Source organism: Pseudomonas corrugata (assembly GCF_001269905.1).
Taxonomy (GTDB): domain Bacteria; phylum Pseudomonadota; class Gammaproteobacteria; order Pseudomonadales; family Pseudomonadaceae; genus Aquipseudomonas; species Aquipseudomonas corrugata.
This window is the reverse complement of sequence record NZ_LHVK01000008.1, coordinates 165,805-191,382: the sequence shown is the minus strand read 5'-3', so window position 1 is coordinate 191,382 and position 25,578 is coordinate 165,805. Positions and strand designations below refer to the sequence as shown.

The 25,578-nt window shown below is 60.8% G+C and carries 21 protein-coding genes; 11 read left to right on the top strand and 10 right to left on the bottom strand.

What is annotated here, in order from left to right; genetic code table 11:
- Positions 1-15 precede the first annotated feature (15 nt).
- Both xylF and xylA read right to left on the bottom strand, forming a co-directional pair.
- Complete coding sequence (gene xylF, locus AD665_RS12115; RefSeq protein WP_024780347.1) at positions 16-1,017, bottom strand: D-xylose ABC transporter substrate-binding protein; 1,002 nt, start codon at positions 1,015-1,017, stop codon at positions 16-18.
- A 147-nt stretch (positions 1,018-1,164) separates the two neighbouring features.
- Positions 1,165-2,481 carry a xylose isomerase gene (gene xylA / locus AD665_RS12110; protein ID WP_024780346.1) on the bottom strand — a complete coding sequence of 439 codons (1,317 nt, stop codon included), beginning with the start codon at positions 2,479-2,481 and terminating at the stop codon, positions 1,165-1,167.
- A 152-nt stretch (positions 2,482-2,633) separates the two neighbouring features.
- Between xylA and AD665_RS12105 the strand changes: the two genes are divergently transcribed.
- The 4 genes from AD665_RS12105 to AD665_RS28165 all read left to right on the top strand — a co-directional run bounded on the left by AD665_RS12105 (position 2,634) and on the right by AD665_RS28165 (position 5,350).
- The gene (locus tag AD665_RS12105; protein WP_053192235.1) at positions 2,634-3,833 is read left to right on the top strand and encodes a XylR family transcriptional regulator; all 1,200 of its coding nucleotides are present in this window, start codon (positions 2,634-2,636) and stop codon (positions 3,831-3,833) included.
- Positions 3,834-3,910: 77 nt separating this feature from the next.
- Positions 3,911-4,243, top strand: coding sequence for a type II toxin-antitoxin system HigB family toxin (locus AD665_RS12100; RefSeq protein ID WP_053192232.1), 333 nt, complete (start codon positions 3,911-3,913; stop codon positions 4,241-4,243).
- Positions 4,240-4,875, top strand: a complete 636-nt coding sequence (locus tag AD665_RS12095) for a helix-turn-helix domain-containing protein (RefSeq protein WP_053192231.1) — start codon at positions 4,240-4,242, stop codon at positions 4,873-4,875. The genes AD665_RS12100 and AD665_RS12095 overlap by 4 nt, the downstream gene beginning before the upstream one ends.
- Before the next feature lie 88 nt (positions 4,876-4,963).
- Positions 4,964-5,350, top strand: a complete 387-nt coding sequence (locus AD665_RS28165) for an SMI1/KNR4 family protein (protein WP_080996584.1) — start codon at positions 4,964-4,966, stop codon at positions 5,348-5,350.
- A gap of 105 nt (positions 5,351-5,455) precedes the next feature.
- Here AD665_RS28165 and AD665_RS12085 read toward each other — a convergent pair whose 3' ends face one another.
- From AD665_RS12085 to AD665_RS12050, 7 genes are all read right to left on the bottom strand, one after another.
- Positions 5,456-6,325, bottom strand: a complete 870-nt coding sequence (locus AD665_RS12085) for an AraC family transcriptional regulator (protein WP_053192227.1) — start codon at positions 6,323-6,325, stop codon at positions 5,456-5,458.
- A gap of 139 nt (positions 6,326-6,464) precedes the next feature.
- Positions 6,465-7,415 carry a DUF3829 domain-containing protein gene (locus tag AD665_RS12080; RefSeq protein WP_024780945.1) on the bottom strand — a complete coding sequence of 317 codons (951 nt, stop codon included), beginning with the start codon at positions 7,413-7,415 and terminating at the stop codon, positions 6,465-6,467.
- The gene (locus AD665_RS12075; RefSeq protein WP_053192225.1) at positions 7,412-9,067 is read right to left on the bottom strand and encodes a J domain-containing protein; all 1,656 of its coding nucleotides are present in this window, start codon (positions 9,065-9,067) and stop codon (positions 7,412-7,414) included. The genes AD665_RS12080 and AD665_RS12075 overlap by 4 nt, the downstream gene beginning before the upstream one ends.
- The gene (locus AD665_RS12070) at positions 9,064-10,770 is read right to left on the bottom strand and encodes a molecular chaperone HscC (protein ID WP_053192223.1); all 1,707 of its coding nucleotides are present in this window, start codon (positions 10,768-10,770) and stop codon (positions 9,064-9,066) included. The genes AD665_RS12075 and AD665_RS12070 overlap by 4 nt, the downstream gene beginning before the upstream one ends.
- 223 nt (positions 10,771-10,993) lie before the next feature.
- The gene (locus tag AD665_RS12060) at positions 10,994-11,728 is read right to left on the bottom strand and encodes a hypothetical protein (RefSeq protein WP_053192220.1); all 735 of its coding nucleotides are present in this window, start codon (positions 11,726-11,728) and stop codon (positions 10,994-10,996) included.
- 15 nt (positions 11,729-11,743) lie between these two features.
- Entirely contained in the window at positions 11,744-13,084 is a 1,341-nt protein-coding gene (locus AD665_RS12055; protein ID WP_053192218.1) for a GGDEF domain-containing protein, read from the bottom strand.
- A 1-nt stretch (position 13,085) separates the two neighbouring features.
- The gene (locus AD665_RS12050) at positions 13,086-13,856 is read right to left on the bottom strand and encodes a substrate-binding periplasmic protein (RefSeq protein ID WP_024780951.1); all 771 of its coding nucleotides are present in this window, start codon (positions 13,854-13,856) and stop codon (positions 13,086-13,088) included.
- 243 nt (positions 13,857-14,099) lie between these two features.
- Between AD665_RS12050 and AD665_RS12045 the strand changes: the two genes are divergently transcribed.
- Together AD665_RS12045 and treA are read left to right on the top strand one after the other, a co-directional pair.
- On the top strand, positions 14,100-16,019 hold the full coding sequence (locus tag AD665_RS12045) for a sensor domain-containing diguanylate cyclase (protein WP_053192216.1): 1,920 nt from the start codon (positions 14,100-14,102) through the stop codon (positions 16,017-16,019).
- A 119-nt stretch (positions 16,020-16,138) separates the two neighbouring features.
- Positions 16,139-17,764 (top strand): alpha,alpha-trehalase TreA, encoded by a 1,626-nt coding sequence (treA, locus tag AD665_RS12040; protein WP_053192214.1) that lies wholly within the window; start codon positions 16,139-16,141, stop codon positions 17,762-17,764.
- A gap of 54 nt (positions 17,765-17,818) precedes the next feature.
- Here treA and AD665_RS12035 read toward each other — a convergent pair whose 3' ends face one another.
- Positions 17,819-19,528, bottom strand: coding sequence for an amidase (locus AD665_RS12035; RefSeq protein ID WP_024780955.1), 1,710 nt, complete (start codon positions 19,526-19,528; stop codon positions 17,819-17,821).
- A gap of 590 nt (positions 19,529-20,118) precedes the next feature.
- On the opposite strand from AD665_RS12035, the gene AD665_RS12030 reads away from it, so the two are divergent.
- From AD665_RS12030 to AD665_RS12010, 5 genes are all read left to right on the top strand, one after another.
- A complete protein-coding gene (locus AD665_RS12030) occupies positions 20,119-21,129 on the top strand; it encodes an ArsJ-associated glyceraldehyde-3-phosphate dehydrogenase (RefSeq protein WP_024781326.1) in 1,011 nt (336 codons plus the stop codon).
- Positions 21,126-22,343, top strand: coding sequence for an organoarsenical effux MFS transporter ArsJ (gene arsJ, locus AD665_RS12025; RefSeq protein ID WP_053192212.1), 1,218 nt, complete (start codon positions 21,126-21,128; stop codon positions 22,341-22,343). The genes AD665_RS12030 and arsJ overlap by 4 nt, the downstream gene beginning before the upstream one ends.
- 219 nt (positions 22,344-22,562) lie before the next feature.
- Positions 22,563-23,294: a GntR family transcriptional regulator gene (locus tag AD665_RS12020; RefSeq protein WP_053192210.1), complete on the top strand. Its 732-nt coding sequence runs from the start codon at positions 22,563-22,565 to the stop codon at positions 23,292-23,294.
- A gap of 134 nt (positions 23,295-23,428) precedes the next feature.
- Positions 23,429-24,715 carry an MFS transporter gene (locus AD665_RS12015; protein ID WP_053192208.1) on the top strand — a complete coding sequence of 429 codons (1,287 nt, stop codon included), beginning with the start codon at positions 23,429-23,431 and terminating at the stop codon, positions 24,713-24,715.
- Entirely contained in the window at positions 24,708-25,568 is an 861-nt protein-coding gene (locus tag AD665_RS12010) for an amidohydrolase family protein (protein WP_053192206.1), read from the top strand. Before AD665_RS12015 ends, AD665_RS12010 begins: the two co-directional genes overlap by 8 nt.
- Positions 25,569-25,578: the final 10 nt, after the last annotated feature.

Genomic DNA, 25,578 nt, shown 5'->3' with positions numbered 1-25,578 from the left:
CCGGTGGTGTCTAACTTACTGTCCGGCGATCTGTGCCTTGGTGTAGAAACCGTCTTTCTCCAGCAGGTCGATGTTGTCCTTGGTCAACGGCGTCGGGGTGAGCAGGATGGTGTCGACTTTCTTGCTGCCGTTGTCGTACTGCGAACTGAAAGACGGCTTCTCGTTACGCGCCAGTTGTACCGAGAGCTTGGCGGCTTCGGAAGCGATCAGCTTCAGGGGCTTGTAGACGGTCATGGTCTGGGTGCCATCGAGCACCCGCTTGACAGCTGCCAGGTCGGCGTCCTGGCCCGAAATCGGCACCTTGCCGGCCATTTTCTGCGCGGCCAGGGCCTGGATGGCGCCGCCTGCGGTGGCGTCGTTGGAGGCGACGATGCCGTCGATCTTGTTGTTGTTCCGCGTCAGGGCGTTCTCAACAATGCTCAAGGCTTCGGTGGGGTTCCATTCCTTTACCCACTGTTGGCCAACGATCTTGATATCGCCCTTGTCGATGGCCGGTTGCAATACCTTCATCTGGCCTTCGCGCAGGACCTTGGCGTTGTTGTCGGTAGGAGCGCCGCCCAGCAGGAAGTAGTTGCCCTTGGGGGCGGCTTTCAGCACGCCGCTGGCCTGCATCTCGCCGACCTTTTCGTTATCGAAGGAAATGTAGGCGTCGATATCGGCGTTCAGGATCAGCCGGTCATAGGACACTACCTTGATTCCGGCCTTCTTCGCTTCGGCGACGGCGTTGGTCAGCACGGTGGCGTTGAACGGCACGATGACGATTACATCGACGCCACGGGAGATAAGGTTTTCAATTTGCGAAATCTGCTTTTGCTCGTTGGCATCGGCTGATTGCACGAAGACCTTGGCGTCCATTTTTTCCGCCGCCGCGACGAAGTAGTCACGGTCCCGGGACCAGCGTTCCAGGCGCAGGTCGTCGATGGAAAAGCCGATCTTCGGGTGTGCCGCATCGGCCATGACCGGAAGCGACAGCAGGGCCAGGGCGCTGGCGATTAACGTACGTTTTAACGTTTTCATGGTGGTGCGTCCTTTTATTTTTGTTTGAAAGACACTGCCTGACGATGAGCGTGATGCCGGTAGAACTGTAGAGAGTCGCGCTGCGCTGCGGGCAGAGAATTGTCGCGAGAATGTAACAGCCTCGCTGTGCCAGCGAACGCTACTGAGTCAGGGGTAGATGAACCGATTGACGACGCCTTCGAGCATCTCCTGCCGGCCGCTGACCGCCTGCGGATTCAGTTCGTTGACGAAGGCATGCTCGGCCAGCGAAGCGAGGCTGAACTTGCCCGCCAGCACCGCCTGACCGAACGGCTGCTGCCAGCCGGCGTAGCGTTGATCCTTGAAATGCTGGAGCCGGTCGTTCTGCACCATGGCCGCTGCACGCTCCAGGGCCAGGGCGAGGACGTCCATCGCTGCGACATGACCGTGGAACAGGTCGAGTTCGTCCACGCTCTGGCGACGGACCTTGGCGTCAAAGTTGAACCCACCATTCTTGAAACCGCCGGCCTTGAGGATCTCGTAGGTGGCGAGGGTCATCTCCTCGACGCTGTTGGGGAACTGGTCGGTGTCCCAGCCGTTCTGCGGATCGCCACGGTTGGCGTCGATGCTGCCGAAGATCCCCAGCGAGGTGGCGGTGGCGATCTCGTGATGGAAACTGTGCCCGGCCAGGGTTGCGTGGTTGGCCTCGATGTTGACCTTGATCTCGTTTTCCAGGCCGAACTGCTGCAAGAAGCCGAAGACCGTGGCGCTGTCGTAATCGTATTGGTGCTTGGTCGGCTCCTGGGGCTTGGGCTCGATCAGCAGGTCGCCCTTGAAGCCGATCTTGTGCTTGTGTTCGACCACCATGCTCATGAAACGGCCCAACTGCTCGCGCTCGCGCTTAAGGTCGGTATTGAGCAGGGTCTCGTAGCCTTCACGACCACCCCACAAGACGTAGTTGGCGCCTTTGAGGCGCAGGGTCGCATTCATGGCGCTGAACACCTGGGCGGCGGCACAGGCGAAGACTTCCGGGTCCGGGTTGGTGGCGGCACCGGCGGCGAAGCGCGGATTGCTGAAGCAGTTGGCGGTGCCCCACAGCAGCTTGATCCCGGTCTGTTCCTGGTGGCGTTCCAGGTGGTCGATCATCAATGCGAAGTGGTTACGGTATTCCTTCAGCGAGCCGCCTTCCGGGGCGACATCGGTGTCATGGAAGCAGTAATAGTCAACGCCCAGTTTGGAGAAAAACTCGAAGGCTGCCTCGGCCTTGCCGATGGCCAGTTCCATCGGACCCCCGGCGTGTTGCCAGGGGCGCTTGAACGTGCCGGCACCGAACACATCGGACCCCGGCCAGACGAAGGTGTGCCAATAGCACACCGCCATGCGCAGGTGTTCGCGCATGGGTTTGCCCAGGACGAGTCTGTCAGCGTCGTAGTGACGGAAAGCGAGAGGCGAATCGCTGGCGGGGCCTTCGTAGCGAATCTTGTCGACACCGGGAAAGTACGGCATGGGCGATATCCTTTTTATTCTTGGCGGTGTCTCGATACTAACGCCGGCCCTGTGGGTGATGATTATGAAAATCACCAGCAGGTAGTTCGATTTTGTATTGAGCTTCGAGGGGCGCGCGCCTAGTCTGTGTTCACCGGCCCAGGGTGAAAACAATGAAAACCGTCCCCCCCGTCCACCGCATTGCGCTGTTGTTCAATGGCAGCAAGATCTACGACCGCGGCATCATCAGCGGCATCGGCAATTACCTGAGCAGCACCCGCGCGTCCTGGGACCTCTTTCTCGAGGAGGATTTCCTGTGTCGGCTGAAAGGGATCGAACGCTGGCAGGGTGATGGGATCATCGCCGACTTCGATGATCCGCTGATTGGCGAGGCGCTGGCCGGGATCCGTTTGCCGGTGGTGGCGGTGGGCGGTTCCTACCAGGATGAGCGTGCCTATCCCAAGGGCATTCCCTATGTCGCCACCGACAATTTCGCGCTGATGAAGTTGGCCTACGAGCACTTGATCGAAGCCGGCCTCACGCGCTTTGCCTGCTTCAGCCTGCCCGAAGCACAAGCCAATCGTTGGGCTCAGGAGCGGGAGAAAGCCTTCCGTTCACTGGTGCAGCGAGATGGCGTGCCGGCGGAGATCTATCGCGGCATGGGCACCAGCGCGCCACTTTGGGACAGTGCCGTCGAACAGCAGATCGCCTGGCTGCAAAGCCTGCCCAAACCCATCGGCATCATCGCCGTCAGCGATGCCCGTGCCCGACAACTGCTGCAAGCCTGCCTGACCGCGGGCATCGCGGTGCCGGAGCAGGTGGCGCTGATCGGCATCGACAACGACCCACTGACCCGCAGCCTGACCCGAGTACCCCTGAGCTCAGTGATCCAAGGCACTGAAACCATGGGCCGCACGGCCGCACGCCTGCTTCACCAGATGCTGCACGGAATGCCGTCCACGGGCACGCAGATATTGATACCTCCCGAGGCAATCAACGTGCAGGCCTCCAGCCTGCATCAACCATTGGGTAACCCCTACGTCATGCAGGCGCTGCTGTTCATCCGCCAGTACGCTTGCCAGGGCATCAAGACCGCGCAGGTGGCGGGGTATGTCGGGGTGTCGCGGTCGTCGCTGGAAGCGCATTTCCGCAAGGAGCGGGGGTGCAGCGTGCATGATGAGATCTTGCGGTTCAGGTTGGCTGCGGCTGCCAGCGGGTTGGAGAGGACGGATTTGGCAATCGCAGACATTGCCCGCAATTGCGGCTTCAAGTCGGCGCAATATCTGCACACAGTATTTCGTCGGGAGTTTGGGTGCACACCCAGGCAGTATCAGCAGCACGAACGCGACCGTTCTCCAGGGAGCGCTCTTTGAACGTCACCATTGCCGAAAAATTCCGGTTGTGAAAAAACACAACTGGAGTAGCATCCGACTCAGGGACAGGGAAGCCTATGGACATACTCAAGCCATCACGTTTTGACGCCGCTGCCATTCTGTACCCGAACGACAAGGCCGGGCTCGATCGATGCCAACGCATGTTGAAGATGGCCCGTCCGACAGCATTCGCGGACCTGCAAAAACTGTTCGGTACCCACGGTATCGATCTGTTCAAGCCGAGGGCCACGGCGAATTGGGTCGTGATTGACGTAGGTGGCAACAATCTCAGGGTGATAGGGGGTGTCCACTACATCCGACAGAAATTCTACGTCAAACACATCTGCACACATGCCGATTACGACGTTGCCAACGTCTGGTATGCAAGAAACAAAGGAGTAAAACGATGAGCGCAGTCAGGAATGACTTTCAGACCGTGATCGCAACGCTTGGCGAGCTACACGCGGTGCTGGAGCGTCTGCGCGGTGAGTTCGTGCATGGCATCAAGACGCCCGCCGACTATGAGCGTGCGACCGGCCTGCTTGACGAACTCACCGACGGTCGTGAGCTGAGCAAGGTCGAGGAGAAAATCCTCGTCGAACTCGAAGACGAAATACTGGCCTACCAGCGTGACTCCGACCAGTTTCGCGAAGCCACTGCTGCTTTTGAAGCGACATGCACGCCGGTGCAATTGATCAGGGACCTGATGGAGACGCTCGGGCTCACGGGCTCGGACCTCCCCGAGATTGGCGACAAGACGGCGGTGTCCAAGGTATTGAGCGGGGATCGGCCCATCAGTCACAAGATGGCGTATGCGCTGGCGCAGCGGTTTGCGATGGAACCGGGTGCTTTCCTGGTGGCAGCCCCGGCGAAGGCGACTCCTATTGAAACCGCTCGCCCTGCGACCAGGAAGCCCGTGAAGTACAGTCTTCACAACGAGCCTCTGGTCGCGCATCTGGCAACGGAGGCCGGTACCAGTGAATACAAGGTGGCGGCTCCCAGGAAGCGTAAACCGACCGGTAAGGACCCGGTCAAGGGCTAGTGGCCTGCGTGGCTGATTCGTTCACTCAAATTAGCCGTAGAGGCTACTGGTCGAGTACAGCCTCCACGTCATGCGCTTGTGAAACCCAATGATTGAATATCATGGATTGATCCTCGAACGAACCCGTGCCGGCGCCACGGACCTTGCCATCGCGCAACTGGAAACCAGCCTTGGTGCCCGCCTGCCGGAAGACTACCGGCAGTTTCTCAAGATCTGCAACGGCGCCAGCGTGGAATACGATGTTATCGCGGGCAAGCCCAGCTCCCACAGGGGCTGGTGGCGTTTGCAAAGGCAGAGTACAACCCCAAATCCAGTGTGGGAGCGGGCTTGCTCGCGAAAGCGGAGTGTCTGTCACGCAGATGTTGACTGTGCCACCGCCATCGCGGGCAAGCCCGGCTCCCACAGGGGTTGGTGGCACTTGCAAAAGGCTGCGTACACCCCGAATCCACTGTGGGAGCGAGCCCGCTCGCGATAGCGGTGGTTCAACCTGCATCTATTTTGAATGTGACATGCAGAACGCGACTCACCACCGGGCTGTTTGCCGACAGGCCGAAAACCAATCGTTACATCCCAAAAAAACCTACTGCAACGGCACATAAATATCCGTCTGCCACTGGTCCTTCGGTGTCTCTGGGTACACGCTCAGGTAGTGGAAGAACAGCGGCTGGTCACGAAGCTCTTCTGCGCTGTTCGGAAGCCAGTCGCGGTAGATCGGGTAGATGCTTTCGCTGATGAGGTCTGTCGAGCCCACGTGTCGCACCACGGCGCAGCGGCCGCCGGCGATGAGGGATTCCCGTACGCCGAAGGTGTTAGGTGTGACAGCCTGGTGTATCTCACCGCAAATGGCGAAGCGAAACGCCTCTGGCGGTGTGGTATCGGGGTTATTGAAGGGGATGCCGAAGGTGCGACTCGTTGCCACCGGCGATTGTCCGCTTTGCATGCGCCACTGGATGAAATGACGCACGCTTTCATCCAGATGCTGTGCCGGGCCGCGATGCTCGAGTGTGGCGACCCTGACTTCGGGAAAATCCACGATCTGAAGTTGCATGATGACGCTCCTGGAAAAGTGGGGAATTTCAAACGCCGCATTCCAGACCTGCCAGCTCGGTTGCTGCCGAAACGTACTCGGCGCCACGCCGAAGGCCCGCCTGAAGGCCCTGCTGAACGCTTCGGGGCTTTCGAAACCGGCATCGAGGGCTGCCTCCAGTACCGCATAATCTGCACGCGACGCCAGGCGATTGGCCGCCTGCCGCAGACGCATCAGTTGCACGTACCGTGCGACAGGCAAACCCATGTATGCGGTGAACTGCCGGTGGAAGTGAAACGCCGAGAAGTTCGCCACTTGGCTCAGCGTATTCACCGACAGGTCGCCTTCGAGGTTGGCGTCGATGTAGGCGAGTACGCTGTTGAAGCGCTTTATGTAGGCAGCATTGGTCGATTTGGCGGGCACCGGGTACAGGCTCCTGGAAGGACGTTGGACGACAGGATCGGTTATGCCGATAGGTGCTCGCCTAGCCGTATTTGCTCAAGGCTGTATAGCCGCCCTGAAAACACAGGACTGCTACGCACCGGATAGCCAGACCCGTCAATCAATACTGCTTCGCTACCGCCAAGTTGTACCGCGACTGCAACTCGTCGTAACCGGCCCGGGCCGCCGCCAGGTCCTGATTCAGCTCCGCCGCGTCGGCTCCAGAAGCCCAGTGTTGTTGCAGGCGATTGAGAGAGGCGAGCCATTCCTCGCCCGTCAGACTGATCTTGCTCCACACCGGCGGGCCGCCATCAGCAGAGCGTAAACGGGGAAGCGCCCGTACGAAGTTATCTGCATCCGCCCAACGGGTTGCCAGGGATTGATGCAGGTTCAGCAACTGTTGAGGCGTCAGTGAGGCGCCGTTGCTCATTGCGTCGAGGGCATTGATGGTTTGGCGTGCGCTGATCATGAAGCGCAGCGTGTACCAATGCTGGTCATGTCCCAGGCGCTCTTCGATGGATGCCAATTGCTCTTCGCGAATCAGTATCTGCGGTTGCTCCAGGGCTTGGCGCAAAGGTATCGCCTGGTCGCGTGCGTCCTGCAAATGCAGCGCCAGGGCCCGTCCGATGGGCTCGAAGGGAGGCCTGTCTTGTGCCCGAGTCGCAAGCCATCGTTCGGCAGCCTCGGCGTTCGGGCGCAGGTAGTCATATGCCCCGAGGTAGTTCTTGGCAAGGTATTGCAAGCTGCCCGGTTCGCCACCGCCGAACCACCGATAGCATGGCGATGGTTGCGCTCCCTTGGGGGTAATAACGTCGCCCGAGCCCATGCCGAAACCGGCAAAGCTCCTCCAGCGCCCATTCGTTTCCTGGGACTGGGCAACGAGGTTGCGGTAGTCGGTATAGCGCTGTTCCAGCAGGTCTGCGCCTTCTACCAGGCAGGTGTTTATCTGCTCTACCTCCTGCCAGCGCAAGCGGGTCCCATAGTCGATACGCACCGGGTCTATCTGTTGGACCAGCCAGCTCAAGCCCAACAACACGAGCACGGCGGTTGCGAACGCGCGGCCGCTGATCATGGCTGGCCTGCCTTGGTCGCGTTGGGCACATGCCACTGGTCGGCGGACAGTTGGGATGGGCAGGGGGAGGCCGTTTGCTGGCGGGCGGCGCAGGTTCGCTGCGGCCAGGCCTGCAGGCCTTCATTCGCGGCGAGGGATGCATTGCCGGCCAGGACGTTGCCCAGCAGAACAAGGGGGACCAGGATGCCGAGGAGGAAACCGACAAGTATGTCCCCGGGCACGCGCTCATAAACGCGGGAGAGAAGGGACGCGCAGCGTTCGGAGAACGCTTTCCCGCTCAGGACCGCCAATACGGCGAGGCTGTTGAAATACGTTACTGCCCCGAGAATACCTCCGGCCAGGTAAATGACTCCGCCCAGCAGCGCGACCCATAGGCTCTCGCGGATCGGTAGCGGGGCAGGGCGTCGCAGGCTCAGCCAGTGCCCCAGGCGTGCATGAAGCTTTTGGTCCAGACGCCAGGCGATACGGCTCAGCGGTTTGCAGACGGCATGGAGTCCCCAGGCGATGATGCCGAGCGACAGCGCGCGAAGGAGCATGTCGACCACGCTGGTATAGAACGAGCCACCCAGGCGATATTCCAGGAACCAGCTCATACAAGCGGACGCGCTGAGGATCGCCAGCGGCACGGCCAGGACCGGTGGTCGCCGACGCCGCGGTCGCCAGTTGTCCGGTGCCAGTTGCGGCATCTGGTACAGCAATTGTGGGTAGCGAAGCTCAATAGTGCGATATAACGCTTCGCAAGCCTCCCAATCGGCATCGCTGAACGTCAGGCTCAAGCGTATCCGGGCGTCCTCGTCGAAGGCTCCAAACAGCATGCGCGCTGCTTGAGACTCACTGCTGTCGAATAGTTGAGTGAGACGGTTCTGTTGCTGGACAAACGTGTGGCAATGGCTGCGAGCCAGAAGTTGACTCCACCACGGCTCGGGGCAGAGGCTGTGGTGGCCGGTCTGCTTCCAGCCCTGCTGCGCACAGATGGCGTCGAACAATTGTTCCGACCAGCCTGGTGCTTGCAGGAGTGCGATGGCCAGGCTCTGATTCAACCATTGGCGCGCATCCAACCCTTGCAGCCACGGGCTGGCAGCCAGTTCCCGGGCCAGTTCGAGGAAGCGTCCGGTGTCAGCGCAAGCTGCATTCAGGCGAGCCTCGGCCAGCTCCATGAGTTTGCCGCGCAGTTGCTCGAGGGTTGCACGAGGCAGGTCCTCGTGTTGCCAAGGCGTCAGCCAGTGCAGCTGTTCAATGGCGGCCTCGGCGAGAGCGTAATTGTCCTCGTCGATCAGGCAATGGTGCAGCAGGCCGTGTTCGAATTCTCGCGCGCATCCGTAAAGGCGAGCCTGGGCCAGGCGATCGGCGAGGTTGTTCGCCGTGATCGCTTCCAGGCATTGAACAGCCAAGCGCTGGGCTGGGGAGGGGGCTTGTGATTCAAGCGGCTGCGCAAGGAACAGGTCAATGGGCGCAGGCAGCGGCTCGACTACCACGTCCTCTTGCTGCCGCCATTCGCTCCACTCCAGCGCCTGTTCGTAAGCCTCACGCAGCCGCTGGAAGCCCTCGGGGTCTTCGTCAGGCCGATGGCGTTTGAGCAGGCTTGCATACTGGCGCTTGACGCTGCGCTTGTCGGCATCCGCTGGCAGACCCAATACTTCCCAACAGCTCATCGCCAGACATCCTGCTCCAACGCTTCGAGCTGCTCGGTGATCTGCATCCGTAGCGCGCGGATGTCGTGCAGTTCCTGGGTGTCGAGCATCTGCGCAAAACGCGTGGCCAGGTCATCGACCCGATGGCGCAATTCGCCACGGCTTTCCTGGTAAAGACGTTCCAGCCGGGCGATCAACAAGGTGTTGGGCTGCTCGTCACGGGGATGGATCTTCAGTGATTCGAGGGTCTTGAGGCGCTGGGCGATCTCTTCCTCGTCGAGTACGCCGGCGTTGTTGGCGATCACCAGATTGCGCCGTTCTCCGGTCTGGACGGTCAGCGCATCGGCTTCCAGCAGGCCGTTGGTGTCATAAGTGAAGCGCACGTCGATACTCACTTCCCCCGCTGGCATGGGCGGCACGGGTATTTCCAGTTCACCGAGGAGAATGTTTTCGCTGACCTGGCGGCTTTCGCCCTGATAGACCTTCAACAGGACCACTTTCTGCTGGTCACGCAAGGTCACCACGCGCTTGACCTTGCTCACCGGTACCACGCAATTGCGCTCGATGATTGGCAGGTAGTGGCCGGTTTCGAGTTTGTTGCCGTACTCGACCGAAATCTCGATACCCATCGAATACGGGCAGACATCCGTGAGCACCACTTCTTCGAGCGCCGCATCACGGCTTTTCAGTCCAGCCTGCACGGCGGCGCCCAACGCCACTGCTTCGTCGGGGTTGAGCTGGATCGATGGGAAACGCCCGAACAGGCCGGCCGTCAGTTTGCGAATCAGAGGCATGCGGGTGGTGCCTCCCACCAACAAGACTTCGTCCAGCTCACTGGCGCGGATACGTGCATCGCGCAGGGCCGTTTCGATGGGGGCGCGAAGTCGGGTGAGCAGCGGGGCGTAAAGTTCAGCCATTGCCGCCTGGGTGTATTCGTGACGCCATTCGTCCTCGCCCTGGCGTGCCGAGAACGTGGCGCTCGGCTCATTCCCGAGGGCTTTGCGCACGCGTTCGGCTTCACGGCGCAAGCGGCCGAACAGCTGTGTGTCGTCCAGGGGCAACGGGCCTGCGGCGGAGCCAGCCTGGGCGGCCACGAAAGCCTGGAGCAGCAGTGTGTCGAAGTCTTCCCCGCCAAGGTAGTTGTCGCCGGCACTGGCCCGTACCTCCATCACACCTTCGAACAGCTCCAGTATGGACACGTCGAAGGTCCCGCCGCCGAGGTCGAACACCAGAAACGTGCTGGCGTTGTCGCGCTGGTGCAACCCATAGGCGAGAGCGGCGGCCGTGGGTTCGTTGATGAGTCGTTCGACCTTGAGCCCGGCCAGCTCACCGGCGATACGCGTGGCTTTGCGCTGGGCATCGTTGAAATAGGCCGGAACGCTGATGACGGCTTCCTCGACCGGCTCGCCGAAATGTCGTTCGGCATCCTCGCGCAGACTGCGCAGGACCATGGCCGACAGTTCCTCGGCGCGGAACTGGCGGTTGCCGAGCGTGGTAAGTCGGGCGCTGCCCATGTAGCGTTTGAATAGCGAAGTCGTGAGCTGTGGATGGGTTTGCAGACGTTCCAGCGCCGCGCGCCCGACCATCATCCGACCTTCGTCGTCCAGGCCCGCCACGCTGGGGGTCAGCCACTCGCCAAGTGCATTGGGTACCAGCTGCGCGGCGCCATCGCGCCATGCCGCGATCAGGCTATGGGTGGTGCCCAGGTCAATGCCGACAATCATGTCCGTCAACTCTCCTTAGTCGTTGATTCTCGATGGCGTTGCGTGCGAGCCGGCTAGCCTATCAGACCTGTATCGGCGAAAGGGTGGAAACCTTTGCCATGCCAGGCTTGCCTGATGTCAGCCAAGCCAAGTGCCTGTGGGAGCCTGCTCGCGATAACGGCGGAACACTCAGTATCGAGGTCAGCAGCCCCATCGCTTTCGCGCGCAGGCTTCCCACAATGCTTTAACGCTCTTCCCGCATGATCCGCGCCACTTCGCCCGAAGCCTCGAGCTGCTCGAAAGCGCGCTGCGCCCGGGCGACGATCTCATCCGGCGTGCTCAGACTGAAGGCCATGAAGACCCTGGCAGGGCGTTCATCGAAGGAGTAGACCTCCTCCAGGTCGGCGAACGCCACATGCTCTTCGTCGCAGATGATCCGTGCCGCGTTCTCCGGCATTGGCAAGAGCTGGACCTGACGGTGGAGCAGTTTCTGGAAGTTATCGCGACGATCCGCCGATACCACCAACCGGGTAAATCCCTGTTGTTGCATGAGCAACTGCTTGGAATCGTTGCGTACCACGCCCACGGTGTAGAGCTTGGCATCCTCGAGATTGCTCAGGGTAATGTCGTGGCGCTCGCGCAGCTTGTAGAGTTTGATGGTCACCCGCTCCAGTTCGCCCACCCACTTGAACAACGGCTCCCGCAACACCGTGCGGTCCATGGGATAGATCAGTACATTGGGCTCATGCAGGGCCTTATCGTAAGCCCGGGCCCAGGGGTACAGCAGGATATGGTGGTCGGTCAGCCCGGCTTTATCCAGGGTTTGCTCGACGACGCGGGTGCCCGGCCCGACGAGTTTGCCGTCGCGCAGATACGCGTACAGCGAGTCTTCGGTGACGACTTCGATCCCCTCGGCGTGACTGTGCAGGCTGGTCAAGGCCAAGAGCAAACATAAGCAGAGCGTCAGTCGATAGTGCATAAAGGCCTCACTGGTTTAGAAGGCAACGCAATTACGTCCTTGATGTTTCGCCCGATACAAAGCCTGGTCGGCACGTTGCAGCAACAGGTCGAAGTGATCCATGGTCTGAGGGTCAAGCTCGGCGACGCCGATGCTCAGGGTGACAAAGGGGGATACTGCTGAGGCGCTATGGGGCAGTTCGCGCTTGGCCAGGCTGGCACGGACCCGTTGGGCCGCGTCGTAGGCCTGTTCTGCGTTGAAGTTGGGCAGCATCACGACGAACTCCTCGCCACCCATCCGTGCGGTCAGCTCGCCCGAGCGTCCGAAGACGCCGCGAAGGGTTTCGGCAATTTGCTGCAGGCACTGGTCACCCTGTATATGGCCGTAGGTGTCGTTGTAGAGCTTGAAAAAATCGACGTCGCACATGAGCACCGACAGTGGGGTCTTATGGCGAAGCGCACGACGAAATTCGACTTCCTTCAGTTCATCGAAATAACGACGGTTGGGCAGCCCGGTCAACGGATCCTGGCGTGACAGGGCTTCGAGCGCCTGGTTGGCCGCCTTGAGTTCTGCAGTACGCGCCTCGACCAGCTCGGCCAGTTGATCCCGGCTGGCCTCCATGGCCCGTTCATCCAGGCGCTGGCGTTCCAAGTGAGTATGAAGGTTGTCCTGGAGTTCGTTGAGCTGGGATTCGAGCAGGCTCAGTTCGTCCTGGCGGCGCACCGAACGCTGCAGCTTGAAGTGCTGCCTGAGGGTCTGTGGCGTCAGTTGGCCCAGGTGCCGGGCAATGTGGATGACATGCACGGTCACCAGGCGATTGAATACGGTCATGACCAACCCGGCCAGCAGCAGCGATTGGATCACCTGGGTGATGACGATACTGCGCACTTCACTCCAGAGCCGTTCCCAGAGCAGGTTGTTATCGCCTTCGATGGTCAGCTCACCGACCTTTTCGCTGGCGCCTTCGTAGGGTTGCGCGATGAGTTCATGTTGCAGCACGGGCGCCGGGCCGGACATGACGACGGCGTATCGATTGAGTTCGATGATCTCGGGCGATTGACCGGGCCGCAGGATCTTGAGCACCACGCGACCCACCGGCGCGGCCTTGGCGACGCTGGAGAGTTGCTTGCCCAGGGATTCACGGTCCAGTTCCCAGATGGCGTGGGACAAGGTGTTCTGGAACACCTGATCGATCAGAACCAGCTCCGAGTTCATTTCCGTCAGGTTGTTTTCCCAGGCGAGCCAGGTGCGCAACGTGACCATTGCCAGGGTAAAAAGGAGGCAGAACAACAGTGTCGCGAGTACCAGGCGACGCCCTAGCGAGCTGAACGCCTTGACCTGTGGCTGGGCTGAAGGAGTCTCGGAGTTACGCGCCATCTCATAGCCATTTGTGCAGGATGGCGTCGTAGACGCCATTGCGGTGGATGGCTTCCAGGCCGGCGCGGAATTTCTCTACGATCTCGGTCGGCGTCTTTCGGCTGAACGCCATGCTCAGGCCTGCATCGCTGCTTAAATCGGGAATCGGCAGCGAACGTACCAGCACCTCGGCCGGATTTTCACCGTTCTGGCGAACCAGGTATTGCGCGTTGAGTTCGTTGGAAATCCACATCTCCACATGGTCGACTTTGAGCTTGCGGTAGTTGTGCTCGTACTTGGTGCTCGACTGCAGTTCCTCGCCGATACGAAAACCCTTCGAAACCAGGTATTGCTCGCCCACGTCCTGGTTGACGGTGGCGATCTGGTGACCGCGGGCATCGTCCAGCGAGTTGAGCTTTACGGGACGGTCAGCCAGCGAATACAGATACCAGCGGGTCGGCGCGATGGCGCCGACCCATTGGAAAAGCGATTCGCGTTCAGGGGTGCGGGCGATGGAGTAGATCAGCACGTTATTGTCATCGAGCGCTGTTTGATAGGCACGCGCCCAGGGCATGGACTGGATCGGAGCCTGCATACCGACCTCCTTGAGCACGGCCTGGACCACCTCGGTGCTCATGCCGGTCATCCGCCCGTCCTGCGTCATGTTATAGGGCGGCAGTTCCTCCGTAACGATGCGCAGCGCGGGCTCTGCCGCGGCATTCGGCGAGAATCCGCTTGCAGCCATGAGCATCAGAACGCCAAGCACCAGCAAACGGTCAAGCGACAGGACCATCGAAAATTACCCTAAGAAACCGGCAGGACACGGTGGGGCCAAAGAAGCCTCTCCTCGATAGTTATCGGCTGGGTTGACTCAGGCTTGAGTCGCGCCTGTCGTCGTTCGTCACCTGGTGGGATGGAAGGCTCGTCAGGCGGATTGGCGTGAAAGTCGTCTGGAAAACTCCAGCCTTGGGCGGTCGAGCCGATATAGCTCATAGGCGCATTGGCGTTGGCGAGATGTTGGATCGGAGAGCAAGCGATGGTGCAAGAAGACTCAGGTTTCACCTCCAGCAAACGCTCACTCACAGCCCGTGCGCTGCGCCTGGCAGTCCTGCGGATCGGCCTGGTTTCATTGTGTGCCGGTGCGATTTCCTATTATGTGAACCTGTCCTCGCTGGAAAAAGCGATTACCACGCAATTGTTGCTCTCCACCGAGCAGACCTTGCAACGCGAATCTCTGCCATTCAACGAAATAAAGGACCTGCAGCGCAATTTCCTCAGCGAGTTCAAGAGTATCCTGGCCAATCCGGAAAGCCGGGCTGCACTGGTGCAGGACTTCGACCGGATCTTCTACCGGCACGAAGACGGTTCCTATACCCAGCGACCAATGCTGTTCGAAGGCGACCCGCTGCCGGATGGCCGTCGCTTCGCCGGAATGTCAGCCACTTACGCGCCCGACATTCCACCCAACGATGACATCAAGGCGCGGTTTGCCCTGTCGTATATCCTCTCGTACAAATACGGTTCCAGTGCTAAGGGGCGGCTGTTCAATTTCTATGGCGTGGTGCCGGAGAAGGGCTTTCCCATCTACCAGCAGGCCGACATCGCCAAGGTCTTTACCTATTCGGGGGCGGATGCCCTGAAGCTGGAGACCTATGAGTTCTATGCGCGGGGCTTTGCGAGCCCCGGCAGCGAAACGCTGTTCACCCGGATGTACTGGGATGCCTCCAACAACGCCTGGATGACCACGGTCGCCACGCCCGACGTGGCCGACGCCTCCGGCAAGCACCAGATCCTGGCCTGTGTCGATGTGCTGCTCGATGAACTCATGAAGCGCACGGCCAAACCCTTCGTGGACGGTGCATACAGCACCATGTTCATCGCCGATGGCGACGGCACGCTGATCTACTACCCGGGCAAGATGGATCAGGTCGAAGCCAGCGAAGGCAAGGCCTCCATCCGTTCGCTCGGGCTGGGCGGCGACTATCCGCTTCTTGATACAGTGCCCTCGCTGGCGCCCGGCCAGGCAGTGGTGGTGCAGACACGCGACGACATTGTCGCGATGGGCATCGTGCCCGGTACGCCTTGGGCGCTCGCCGTGCACTTTCCCCGGGCGCAGATGGTGCCGGCAATTGTCGACAACCTGCTGATCGTGGTTGCCCTGGGACTGCTGACCCTGCTGGTGGAAATCTTCATCCTGCGTTCCATTCTGCAGAAACAAGTGGCCATTCCACTGTTTCGCCTGATGCAGGCGACACGTTCGCTTGGTTTGTCCAGGGAACGCCTGAGCCACGACATGCTGCCGATCCGCTCCGCCGACGAAATTGGCGAACTGGCCCGAGACTTTGCCTCGATGGCGGATCGGATCCAGGACGCCCAGGAGCAATTGGAACTCAAGGTCAAGGACCGGACTGCGGCGCTTGAGGAGGCCAATCGTCAGTTGGTTGTGCTGAGCACCACTGATGGCCTGACGGGAATTGCCAACCGCCGTCATTTCGATGAAGTCCTGGTTAATGAATGGCGACGCTCGGTGCGTACGGGAAGCCTGCTGTCGCTGATGCTGATCGATGTGGACTTGTTCAAGAGCTATAACGACCATTATGGGCATCAGGCTGGCGACGACTGTCTGCGAAGCATTGCCAATACACTGAAGGTCCATGCCCAGCGAGCCGGTGATCTGGTGGCGCGCTATGGGGGCGAAGAGTTTGTCCTTATCACCACGGCCCCCAATATCGAGAGCGCGCTACGGCATGCCCAGGCTCTGGGCGAAGCCGTGGAAGCCATGGCGCGGCCCCATGCCAGGTCGCCGTTCGGCTTCGTGACGGTGAGCATTGGCCTGGCAGTCATGGTGCTCATGGAGGAGGTGACGGCACAAGACCTGCTCAAGCAAGCGGACCAGGCGCTCTACATGGCCAAGGCCCGGGGCCGCAATCAGACCAGGCTGGCGAATGCTTCGTGATCCTGGGCCTGACGTCACCGCACAAAGGCCAAACTCCATCGATCCGGCGATTTAAATGAACCCAGTGTCACTCCCTCATGTCACTCGTTTGTCCAGGAACGACAACAGGGAGTCCACTGATGCGACCTTTGCATTTCACCAGCCTGTCCTTCGCCGTCGTGCTTTGCGCGGCCTGTTCCAGTCAACCGCCGGCAACATGGAGCTACGCCGATGCCCAGGGACGGGCCAACTCGCCACCTGACCAGGCCTACCCGGAACTCTTCGAAGCGGTGCAACGCGGCCAGGTGTTTACCGACCAGAAACACTTCGTGGACGCACTGCCGAACCGCGACCCGGCGCAGATCCGTGCCGATTACCTGGCCCGCCGTGACAGCCCCGGCTTCGATCTCAAGGCTTTCGTGAAGGCCAATTTCACCGAGTCCGGTCAAGCCGAAAGCCCGGCACCCAAGCCCGGCGCGCCGATTCGGGAGCACATCGACAATCTCTGGCCGGTGCTGAGCCGAACCTACAGGGATGTGCCTCAGTACAGCAGCCTGTTGCCCTTGCCCCAACCCTATGTGGTCCCGGGTGGGCGTTTTCGCGAGATGTATTACTGGGACTCCTATTTCACCATGCTCGGTCTTGAGCAAAGCGGCGACAAGGCCCGGGTGCGACAGATGGTCGACAACTTCGCCTACATGATCGACACCTACGGCCACATCCCCAACGGCAACCGCACGTACTACCTGAGCCGCTCCCAGCCGCCGTTCTTTGCCTATATGGTGGAGTTGCAGGCGCACATCGAGGGTGACCAGGCCTACAGTCGGTACTTGCCACAACTGCAGAAGGAATATGCCTACTGGATGGCTGGCGCGCAGGCGCTCAAGCCCGGCGCGGCTGCCCAACACGTGGTCAAACTGGCTGATGGCAGCGTGCTCAATCGCTACTGGGACGCCAGCCCGACGCCGCGGCAGGAGTCATGGTTGCAGGACGTCAAGACTGCCGAACAGACGACGGACAGGGCGAAACCGCAGGTCTGGCGCGACCTGCGTGCCGGCGCCGAAAGTGGCTGGGACTTCAGCTCCCGCTGGCTGGGCGACAACAAGGACCTGACGACGATACGTACCACGTCTATCGTGCCGGTGGACCTGAACAGCCTGATGTATCACCTGGAACGTACCATCGCCAAGGCCTGCGCAACCGTCCAGAACGTGCCCTGTGTCCAGACCTACGGCCACCGCGCCGACCTGCGCCAGCGTGCCATCGAGCAGCATTTGTGGAAGGCCGATGGCGGCTATTACGTGGACTACGATTGGCAACTGAAGCAGCAACGCCCCAACCTGACCGCTGCGACGCTGTTTCCGCTATACACCGGTCTGGCCTCGGCCGAGCGTGCGGGTCGTACTGCCGAGGCGGTACGTTCGGGCTTGCTGCGTCCGGGTGGTATCGCGACTACCCAAGTCAGCAACGGTCAGCAGTGGGATGAGCCCAATGGCTGGGCGCCGCTGCAATGGGTGGCGGTGGAAGGTTTGAACCGTTATGGGCAAACCGCGCTGGCAGAGCAGATCGGCACGCGCTTCCTGGCACAGGTGCAGAATCTCTATCGCGACGAAGACAAGCTGGTGGAGAAATACGATGTGTCCGGCGCGGGGCAGGGTGGCGGCGGGGGCGAATATGAATTGCAGGATGGCTTCGGCTGGACCAATGGTGTCACGCTGAAGTTGTTGGAGAAATATGGCGCAAGTGCCGGAACCGCCGGTTATTGATGGCGTCGTCCCGGGATGCCAGGGTGGCGGTGAAAGCTCCGCCACCCTGTGATCTCAGCGAGTCGACAACGGCGGCGTACGCGCCGGTACTCGTCGCTTCGACCCGGTCGATTCGAATGCCGAGGCCAGGCGCAGCAGCTTCGAGTCGTCATAGGCACGACCGGCGAACGTCAACCCGACAGGCATACCGATGTCCGCCATGACGCCCATCGGCACCGTGACGGTAGGCACGCCCAGATGGCGGATGGCGAGGTTGCCGTTGGCGACCCAGACGCCGTTGCTCCAGGCGATGTCCGCGGAGGCCGGGTTGACGTCGGCGTCTGTCGGCCCGACGTCGGCGACGGTGGGGAAGATCACCGCATCGAGTCCAAGTTGCTTCATCCAGTCTTCAAGGTCGATCTGACGGGTCTTTTCCAGCCCCCGCAGGCCGTCCGGCAGGGTGGGGATCTGGTCCCAGGGTGTGATGCCACGCTCGGCCATCTTCACGTATTCGTCCATGCCTGCGGCCAGATCGTCCTCGCGGTTGGGCAGGGTGCCTGGGTCGTGGGGGAAGATCAGCGGGCCGTTCACGTCGGCCAGGCGATTGAGTTTCGGATCACCGTTGGCCCGCAGGAAGTCGTCGAACGCCCAGGCGGACAGGTCCCACAGTTCGTGATGGAGGAATTCCTTGGAGACCAGGCCACGGGTAAACACCGTCGGTGCGCCGGGGCGGTCGCCCTCGCAGTTGGACACCAGCGGGAAATCCACTTCTACCACTTCGGCGCCACAGGCTTGGAGGGTCTTGCGTGCCTCATCCCACAGGGCGATCACCGACGCTCGGGTGATGATACGTTGCCCGGTCGGACCGCCGATGCCCGGGGCTTCGGCCGTGCCGGCGTCGGGATCGGCATTGATGTACATGCGCGGAACGCCGAAGCGGATACCTGCCAACGCCTCGGAAGTGGCGGCGAGCGAGGGATAGGAGGCGGGCCGCACGGTGTCGACGCTCGGGATGGGCACCCAGGGTTGCAGGCGCCACAGGTCGCCCCGGGTGTCCGGGTCCTGTGCGACCACCACATCCAGCACTTCCAGCAGATCGGCCATGGTTCGGGCGTAAGGCACAACCACGTCCATCGTTGGCGTCAGCGGCCAGTTGCCGCGCACCGAGATCACGCCACGCGAAGGCGTGTAGGCACACAAGCCATTGTTCGAGGCCGGGCCACGTCCGCTGGACCAGGTTTCTTCGGCGAGACCGAATGCCGCGAAACTGGCCGCCGTTGCAGTGCCGGCGCCGTTGGAAGAGCCCGATGCAAACGGTGCGGTGAGATAGTCGCCGTTGTACGGGCTCTCGGCACGGCCGTACACGCCGCGCTGCATGCCGCCGTTGGCCATGGGCGGCATATTGGTCTTGCCCAGGCAGATCGCCCCGGCACCGCGCAGCCGCTCGATGGTGAAGGCATCGCGGTAGGCAATCAGGTCCTTGAAGGCCGGACTTCCGGAGGCCGCGGTGAGGCCCTTCACCAGATAGCTGTCCTTGGCGGTGTAGGGAATGCCATCGAGCGGCCCCAGCGTCTTGCCCTGGACGCGGCGGGCATCGGACGCCTGTGCCTCGTTCAGTGCCTCTGGGTTTCGTACCACGACCGCGTTCAGGGCGGTGGACGTATTAGGGCCGTCGTAGGCCTCGATCCTGGCGAGGTAGGCCTGGACCAGCTCAACTGCTGTCGTCTGGCCAGACTCGAGTGCGGCGCGCAATTGGGCAATGGAAACTTCAGTGACTTCGATCATGCTGTTATCGCTGCGGATGACGAGAGATGGGGTTGGACACCCCGGGCCTCTCAAAGTGGATTCTCATTCGATTGCTGTGCACTTTACCACCGCCATCGCGAGCAAGCTCGCTCCCACATTGGATCGGCGGTGCATGCATTGCTTATGTACGACACAGGCCCCTGTGGGAGCCGGGCTTGCCCGCGAAGGCGGTGGTACATTCGACATGGATGCAAGCCGAACCACCGCCATCGCGAGCAGGCTCGCTCCCACATTGGAGCTGCGGTGTGTGCATTACTTTCGCGCGACGCAGGCCCCTGTGGGAGCCGGGCTTGCCCGCGAAGGCGGTGGTACATTCGACATGGATGCAAGCCGAACCACCGCCATCGCGAGCAGGCTCGCTCCCACATTGGAGCTGCGGTGTATGCATTACTTTCGCGCAACACAGGTCCCTGTGGGAGCGAGCCTGCTCGCGATGGCGGCGGCACATCCAACATTGAACGACCTGATCCACCGCTCTTCCAATTTGCCCCCGCAATACCGGTACCGGGGGGCTTCCCATTACATACGGGAAAACATATATTCGGATTTTCATATATGGGGCAGGCAACATGACGATCAAAGTGGGCATCAATGGTTTTGGCCGAATCGGTCGTCTCGCGATGCGGGCCGCCTGGCATTGGCCCGAGTTCGAGTTTGTGCAGGTCAACGACCCGGCCGGTGACGCGGCCACCCATGCGCACCTGTTGAATTTCGACTCCGTGCACGGCCGCTGGAGCCACCAGGCCGATGCAGACGGCGACGACATCGTCATCGAAGGCCAGCGAATCAAAGTGACGGCCAACAAGACCATTGCCGACACCGACTGGTCAGCCTGCGATCTGGTGATCGAGGCCAGTGGCAAGATGAAGACCGTCGCGGTGCTTCAGGCTTACCTCGATCAAGGCGTGAAGCGCGTAGTGGTCAGCGCCCCGGTGAAGGAAAAGGGGGCGCTGAACATCGTCATGGGCGTCAATCACCAGCTGTTCAAGCCCGCTGAACATCCCATTGTCACCGCCGCGTCCTGCACCACCAACTGCCTGGCCCCGGTGGTCAAGGTCATCCACGAAAAACTCGGCATCCGCCACGGCTCGATCACTACCATCCATGACCTGACCAATACTCAGAGCCTCCTCGATCAACCCCACAAGGACCTGCGCCGTGCCCGTGCCTCGGGCCTGAGCCTGATCCCCACCAGCACGGGCTCGGCCACCGCCATTGCGGAAATCTTCCCCGAGTTGCGTGGTCGCCTCAACGGCCACGCCGTGCGCGTGCCACTGGCCAATGCTTCGCTGACCGATTGCGTCTTCGAGGTCGAGCGAGCCACCACTGTCGAAGAAGTGAATCAATGGCTCAAGGACGCCTCCGAAAACGAATTGAAAGACATCCTCGGTTTCGAAGAGCGCCCCCTGGTGTCCATCGACTACCGGACCGACCCACGCTCATCCATCATCGACGCGTTGTCGACCCTGGTTATCAACGGTACCCAGGTCAAGCTCTATGCCTGGTACGACAATGAGTGGGGCTATGCCAACCGTACCGTCGAGCTGGCGCGGATGGTCGGTCTGGCCGGGCACCCATGAAAACACTGGCAGCTCTGACTCCAGAAGTGCGGCAATACCTGCTCGTCACGGGTAACTACTGGACGTTCACCCTCACCGACGGCGCCTTGCGCATGTTGGTGGTGCTGCACTTTCACGCGTTGGGCTACAGCCCGCTGCAAATCGCTGCGTTGTTCCTGTTTTACGAACTCTTCGGCGTCATTACCAACCTGGTGGGAGGTTATCTGGGAGCCCGGCTGGGTTTGAACCGCACCATGAATATCGGCCTGGGCCTGCAGGTCGTGGCATTGCTCATGTTGACGGTGCCGGCAGTGTGGCTGACCGTTCCCTGGGTCATGGCAGCCCAGGCTTTGTCCGGGATCGCCAAGGACCTGAACAAGATGAGTGCAAAAAGCACCCTCAAGCTTCTCGTTCCCGACGAGCAACAGGGAATGCTCTACAAGTGGGTGGCGATGCTCACCGGCTCGAAAAATGCCCTCAAGGGCGTGGGTTTTTTCCTCGGTGGCGCCTTACTGGCTTCGATGGGGTTCAGGGGGGCGTTGCTGGCGATGGCCAGTGCATTGGCGCTGATCTGGATCGGTAGCCTGATCCTGCTGAAGAGGGACCTGGGCAAGGCGAAAGCCAAACCCAGGTTTCGCGACCTGCTGTCCAAGAGTCGTGCGATCAATATTCTGTCGGCGGCGCGGATGTTTCTGTTCGGCGCTCGCGACGTCTGGTTCGTGGTGGCCCTGCCGGTCTACCTGAGCAGCGTCTTTGCCTGGGACTTCTGGAAGGTCGGTGGTTTCCTCGCCGCCTGGGTGATCGGCTACGGCCTCGTGCAATCGTTGGCGCCCTACATCACCGGCAAAGAACGGGGGCATGTACCGGACGGCCGTGGCGCGTTCCTCTGGGCGCTGGCGTTGGCTGGCCTGCCGATGGCTATTGCGCTGGGCCTGGGCACCGGGCTGTCGCAACAGATGGTGCTGCTCGGCGGACTGGCAGTGTTTGGTGCACTGTTCGCGGTGAATTCCTCCCTGCACAGCTATCTGATCGTGTCCTATGCCAAGGAGGACGGCGTATCACTGGACGTGGGTTTCTATTACATGTCCAACGCCATGGGCCGATTGATCGGCACACTGCTTTCCGGTTGGGTCTATCAAACTCATGGACTGGAAGCATGTCTGTGGATTTCCAGCGGCTTTGTCCTCCTCGCCGCCCTCATTTCCATGGCATTGCCTCGTCACGCGGGATATTGATCATCCAGCACAGAAAACACGGCCACGCCCGGCAGCATGGCCAAGGTGTGAAGTTCAGTCACTCGCCGCTCATCCAGCTTCTCCGCCCCGGGATCCGGGCAACTCGAAGCACGCCATTCGTCAGCCATATGCCGAGGCCATTCTTGACAACCTCGCTGCCTGGGCAAATACTCGGTGCATATTCATATATATGACTAGATAACAAGGTGAATAAAGTCGATGAAAGCCCTCCCCAGTGATGTTCGCCTGCCGCTTTATCAACGCCTGCGAGACCAGTTGGCTGAACAGATTGCCAACAATCGCTGGCGTCCGGGAGAAGCAATTCCCACTGAGGCAGCCCTCTCGGCGGAGTATCAGCTGTCTACCGGTACCGTGCGCAAGGCGATCGATGCGTTGGTCATCGAGGGCATTCTGGAGCGTCAGCAGGGGCGCGGTACCTTCATTCGTCGCCCTCAGTTCCAGTCTTCGTTGTTCCGCTTCTTCCGGTTTCAAAGCGCGTCGGGCGAACGTCGGGTCCCGGAGAGCCGCATCTTGTCCATCGAGCCGGTGGCTGCGCCGTCGGCGGTGGCACAGGCGCTGGGATTGCCCGTCGACGCGCCGGTGATCCGCATCGTACGTGTACGTCTGCTGGAGGTCGAACCGGTGCTCGCCGAAGAAATCTGGTTGCCGCGCAGCCGCTTTCAGCCGCTGCTCGACATCGACCTGAGCCAGAAGGGGCCACTGCTTTATCCCATCTACGAGGAAACCTGCGGTCAGGTAGTTGCCTATGCCGAAGAAACCCTCACTGCTGAATCGGTGAATGACGTTCATGCGCGCTTGCTGCATGTGCCGGTCAACAGCCCGGTCGTGGTGATCGAGCGTCTGGCGCGGGACTACGCCGGCAACCCGCTGGAGTGGCGACGCTCTCGCGGCCATGCCGAGCATTTCCGCTACAGCGTGGAAATTCGTTGACCGTGCCGGATTAGCGGGTCACCCGACGGCGAGTCATTCGCCGCGGCTTTTACTGTTGTGCTTGCCATCACTGGCCCTGTAGCGGCGCGGTTCGCTCTCGGCTGCCTCTCGTTCTGCTTATAAGGATAAAAATCATGTTCAGTTGGTATCGCCAAGTCACTGCGCGGGAGCGCAAAACATTTTGGGCCTGTTTCGGCGGATGGTCACTCGATGCGCTGGAAGTGCAGATGTTCGGCCTGGCAATACCGGCGCTGATTGCAGCGTTTGCCTTGTCCAAGGGCGATGCGGGGCTGGTCAGTGGCGTGACGTTGATCACCTCGGCCATCGGCGGCTGGGTCGGCGGCACGTTGTCGGACCGCTACGGTCGGGTGCGCACGCTGCAATGGATGATTCTGTGGTTCTCGTTCTTCACCTTTCTGTCCGCGTTCGTCACCGGTTTCCACTCATTGTTGGTCGTCAAGGCATTGCAAGGTTTCGGCATTGGTGGCGAGTGGGCCGCCGGTGCGGTACTGATGGCCGAAACCATCAACCCCAAGTACCGGGGCAAGGTCATGGGCACTGTACAAAGTGCCTGGGCAGTGGGCTGGGGGCTGGCGGTCGGGGTCTTCACCCTGATCTACTCGTTCGTGCCCCAGGATATGGCCTGGCGGGTGATGTTCATCGTCGGTCTGCTGCCGTCGTTCCTGATCATCTGGGTCCGGCGTAACGTCGAAGAACCCGACAGTTTCCAGCGCTTGCAAAAAGAACAGGCCATACCCAAGGGGTTCCTCAAGTCCTTGGCTGGCATCTTTCGCCCTGAGTTGATCCGCGTGACGCTGTTCGGTGGACTGCTGGGACTGGGCGCCCATGGCGGTTATCACGCGGTAATGACCTGGCTGCCCACCTTTCTCAAGACCGAACGCAACCTGTCGGTACTCAATTCCGGCGGTTACCTGGCCGTCATCATCTTTGCCTTCTGGTGTGGCTGCGTGGTCAGCGGCTTGTTGATTGATCGCATCGGCCGTCGCAAGAACATTGTGCTGTTCGCCTTGTGCTGTGTCGTGACTGTGCAGTGCTATGTGTTCCTGCCGCTGACCAACACTCAGATGCTGTTCCTCGGGTTCCCGCTCGGCTTCTTTGCCGCCGGCATTCCGGCGAGCCTCGGGGCACTGTTCAACGAGTTGTACCCGGCGGATGTGCGTGGTGCCGGCGTGGGGTTCTGCTATAACTTCGGCCGGGTACTTTCGGCGGTGTTCCCCTTCCTGGTCGGCCACATGAGCGATTCAATGTCGTTGGGCTCAGCCATTGGCATTGACGCAGGAATTGCCTACGGAGTGGCGGTGCTCGCGGCGCTGTGTCTTCCGGAAACCCGCGGGCGGAACCTTGAAGCCGCCGCACCGGCAAACGCCAAGGTCGAAGGTAACGAGCGTGCCCATGCCTGACACGTTCTCCATGCCGATCATCGGTATCGATTCCCATGCCCACGTGTTCGATCGTGGGCTGGAGTTGACCGTCGAACGGCGCTACACGGTTGACTATGACGCGACGCTTGGCCAATACCTGCACCACTTGAAAGCCCATGGCCTGAGCCATGGCGTGCTGGTGCAGCCAAGCTTTCTTGGCACGGATAACAGCTATCTGCTGGCCGCGCTCCAGCAGGCTCCGCAGCAATTACGCGGAGTCGTGGTACTGGAGCGAGACGCCAGCCGTACCGATATGGAAAACATGGCCCGACTGGGGGTGGTTGGTGTTCGCCTGAATCTGATGGGCAAGGACCTGCCTGATTTTCGCGACGCTGCGTGGCAGGGCTTTTTCGGCCACATGGCTGAGCTGGACTGGCATGTCGAACTGCACCGCAGCGTAGCGGACCTGCCAGGGCTGATTCACCAACTGCTGCCGTTTGGCATCAAACTGGTGGTCGATCACTTCGGTCGCCCGGATTCGCGCCTGGGCCTCGAGCAACCGGGTTTCCCCGAGTTGTTGGAGCTGGGTTTGAGCGGACGAGTGTGGATGAAAGTGTCCGGTATCTACCGACTGGCCGGGACCGATCAACAGAATCTCGACTTCGCCCGAGCCTCGTTGGCCTTGCTGGAGCAGAGCTTCGGCCAACGGCGGCTGGTATGGGGCAGTGACTGGCCGCATACCCAGCATGAGCAAACCGTTAGCTTCGACACGGTAATGGGGCAGTTGCACGCGTTGGGATGTTCGCAGTCGTTGATGCGGGCGCTGATGGTGCAAGCGCCTCAAGCATTGTTTGGCTTTCCGGACAAGGACTGTGGTACCAAGTTGACCTGAACTCGTACGA

Coding starts and splice junctions, on each gene's coding strand:
- xylF (WP_024780347.1), bottom strand. CDS start 1,017: ATGAAAACGTTAAAACGTACGTTAATCGCCAGCGCCCTGGCCCTGCTG.
- xylA (WP_024780346.1), bottom strand. CDS start 2,481: ATGCCGTACTTTCCCGGTGTCGACAAGATTCGCTACGAAGGCCCCGCC.
- AD665_RS12105 (WP_053192235.1), top strand. CDS start 2,634: ATGAAAACCGTCCCCCCCGTCCACCGCATTGCGCTGTTGTTCAATGGC.
- AD665_RS12100 (WP_053192232.1), top strand. CDS start 3,911: ATGGACATACTCAAGCCATCACGTTTTGACGCCGCTGCCATTCTGTAC.
- AD665_RS12095 (WP_053192231.1), top strand. CDS start 4,240: ATGAGCGCAGTCAGGAATGACTTTCAGACCGTGATCGCAACGCTTGGC.
- AD665_RS28165 (WP_080996584.1), top strand. CDS start 4,964: ATGATTGAATATCATGGATTGATCCTCGAACGAACCCGTGCCGGCGCC.
- AD665_RS12080 (WP_024780945.1), bottom strand. CDS start 7,415: ATGATCAGCGGCCGCGCGTTCGCAACCGCCGTGCTCGTGTTGTTGGGC.
- AD665_RS12075 (WP_053192225.1), bottom strand. CDS start 9,067: ATGAGCTGTTGGGAAGTATTGGGTCTGCCAGCGGATGCCGACAAGCGC.
- AD665_RS12070 (WP_053192223.1), bottom strand. CDS start 10,770: ATGATTGTCGGCATTGACCTGGGCACCACCCATAGCCTGATCGCGGCA.
- AD665_RS12060 (WP_053192220.1), bottom strand. CDS start 11,728: ATGCACTATCGACTGACGCTCTGCTTATGTTTGCTCTTGGCCTTGACC.
- AD665_RS12055 (WP_053192218.1), bottom strand. CDS start 13,084: ATGGCGCGTAACTCCGAGACTCCTTCAGCCCAGCCACAGGTCAAGGCG.
- AD665_RS12050 (WP_024780951.1), bottom strand. CDS start 13,856: ATGGTCCTGTCGCTTGACCGTTTGCTGGTGCTTGGCGTTCTGATGCTC.
- AD665_RS12045 (WP_053192216.1), top strand. CDS start 14,100: ATGGTGCAAGAAGACTCAGGTTTCACCTCCAGCAAACGCTCACTCACA.
- treA (WP_053192214.1), top strand. CDS start 16,139: ATGCGACCTTTGCATTTCACCAGCCTGTCCTTCGCCGTCGTGCTTTGC.
- AD665_RS12035 (WP_024780955.1), bottom strand. CDS start 19,528: ATGATCGAAGTCACTGAAGTTTCCATTGCCCAATTGCGCGCCGCACTC.
- AD665_RS12030 (WP_024781326.1), top strand. CDS start 20,119: ATGACGATCAAAGTGGGCATCAATGGTTTTGGCCGAATCGGTCGTCTC.
- arsJ (WP_053192212.1), top strand. CDS start 21,126: ATGAAAACACTGGCAGCTCTGACTCCAGAAGTGCGGCAATACCTGCTC.
- AD665_RS12020 (WP_053192210.1), top strand. CDS start 22,563: ATGAAAGCCCTCCCCAGTGATGTTCGCCTGCCGCTTTATCAACGCCTG.
- AD665_RS12015 (WP_053192208.1), top strand. CDS start 23,429: ATGTTCAGTTGGTATCGCCAAGTCACTGCGCGGGAGCGCAAAACATTT.
- AD665_RS12010 (WP_053192206.1), top strand. CDS start 24,708: ATGCCTGACACGTTCTCCATGCCGATCATCGGTATCGATTCCCATGCC.